Genomic DNA, 1,707 nt, shown 5'->3' with positions numbered 1-1,707 from the left:
TCAGGCCACAAGATGTTAAACGCTGTAGCCCACCCATCGCAGCTCCTGGCCGGGAGCCGCGATGGGGCTAATCTAGCAGGACTGAGACACATAAGGTGTTTAATCCCGGCATTTGATGGTGTAATCTTCTCGCCGGAATGGGAGGAGGCACTATGGGCCAGGTTCTACACGGCAGCCCCACGACGACAGAGGCCGTACGGATCCACCGACGAGATGTATGTTTTCACGTATGCTCTACAGGCAAAAGCGCTAAGGTATATCAACAATATCAAATGATTAAGGGAAAAATCTGGTAGGGAACTGGCGGGAGGGAAACGAAGAAGGCGAGAACTACACCTACGCTATAGCCCTCCTTAATACCGATTCCGATGGGTAGTGGGCTTGAGGTCTGCCGAAGGCGTGGCTCTGTTTTACGTGGATGCTTGACAGCGCGCTGGCCGACGATGCTGGAGCGCTTTCCAGAAACGTGGGAATAATCCGCCCGATCAATGTATTAGCGGCATAGGTGTATTCCCATTCCCTGCCATTCCAGCGATACGCTGTGAATGTCAAAACCTCCGCATAAATCCCGATCCGCCTCGTCCACGAACTCCAACCAGGCAGTGTCAAGCCCAAAGCGCCGCCGCCCGAAGCACGATGTGTCCACCTGGACCGTCATCGACGACTGGCCAGAGAAGGTGCCAATCACCCAGGCGGAAATCGAGATATTCGAGCGCTACTTCGGCGATGTCCTTGATGAGCTCTTCGGTCCGATCGATCCCATCGAGCGGTCGAAGCGATGACCGTTGTAAGCAGCGGGGAGATTCTGCGGGCCGCGCTTTATCTGCGCGTTTCCACGGCTCGGCAGGCCGCGCAGGACGTCTCCATTCCCGATCAGCACAGGCAGGGCGAAGCCTGGTGCGCCACACATGGCTATGAGCTTGTCGAGACCTTTGTCGATGCCGGCGTTTCTGCCACCAGCGACCGCCGGCCCGAGTTCCAGCGTCTGATCGAAGCGGCGAGCAAACGGCCAGCCCCATTCGACATTATCCTCGTCCATTCCTTCAGCCGCTTCTCCCGCGACCATTTCGAACTGGAGTTCCACATCCGGAAGCTGGCCCGCAATGGTGTGAAGCTGATCTCTATCACCCAGGAGGTCGGTGATGACCCCATGCAGGTCATGATGCGACGGGTCATGACCCTGTTCGACGAATATCAGTCGCGGGAGAACGGTAAGCACACGCTCCGTGCCATGAAAGAGAACGCCCGCCAAGGCTTCTGGAACGGCTCGTTGCCGCCGATCGGATACCGTATTGTCGAGGCCGAACGACGCAGTGCCAAGGTCAAGAAAGCATTGGCCATCGATCCCATGCATGCCGACACGGTACGTCTGATCTATCGTCTGGCGCTATCAGGCGACGGAACCACCGGGCCGATGGGCGTGAAGGCGATCGTCGAATATCTCAATTACCGCAGAATATGCACCCGCGATGGCGGTCGCTGGGGCATCGGCCAAACCCACAAGATATTGACGCGCACGACCTATGTGGGCCGGCACCAGTTCAACATGCATGGCAAGGGCAAGACGCGCAAATCGGACGACGAGGTGATCACAGTGGCCGTGCCGCCGTTGTGTTGATTTCCGCTGAGAGCTGACCCGGGATTGAGGGATTTTTCCATTGAGAAGTGACCCATGTTTGAACCCACCCCTGCTGGTTGATTGCAGGG

The 1,707-nt window shown here is 57.3% G+C and carries 3 protein-coding genes; all 3 read left to right on the top strand.

The features are described 5' to 3' along the window. Nucleotides 1-276, top strand: a 276-nt coding sequence (locus tag DES43_RS22795) for a hypothetical protein (protein ID WP_208110878.1), incomplete at its 5' end; no start/stop codon positions are given. Between the two features lie 362 nt (nucleotides 277-638). Continuing rightward, complete coding sequence (locus DES43_RS22195; RefSeq protein ID WP_133676473.1) at nucleotides 639-782, top strand: hypothetical protein; 144 nt, start codon at nucleotides 639-641, stop codon at nucleotides 780-782. Continuing rightward, nucleotides 779-1,618 carry a recombinase family protein gene (locus tag DES43_RS22190; protein WP_208110876.1) on the top strand — a complete coding sequence of 280 codons (840 nt, stop codon included), beginning with the start codon at nucleotides 779-781 and terminating at the stop codon, nucleotides 1,616-1,618. Before DES43_RS22195 ends, DES43_RS22190 begins: the two co-directional genes overlap by 4 nt. The last annotated feature ends 89 nt before the right edge of the window (nucleotides 1,619-1,707 follow it).

It is taken from the genome of Aquamicrobium defluvii, from assembly GCF_004363725.1.
In the GTDB taxonomy this organism is placed as follows: domain Bacteria; phylum Pseudomonadota; class Alphaproteobacteria; order Rhizobiales; family Rhizobiaceae; genus Mesorhizobium; species Mesorhizobium defluvii.
This window is presented reverse-complemented; position numbering and strand designations above follow the sequence as displayed.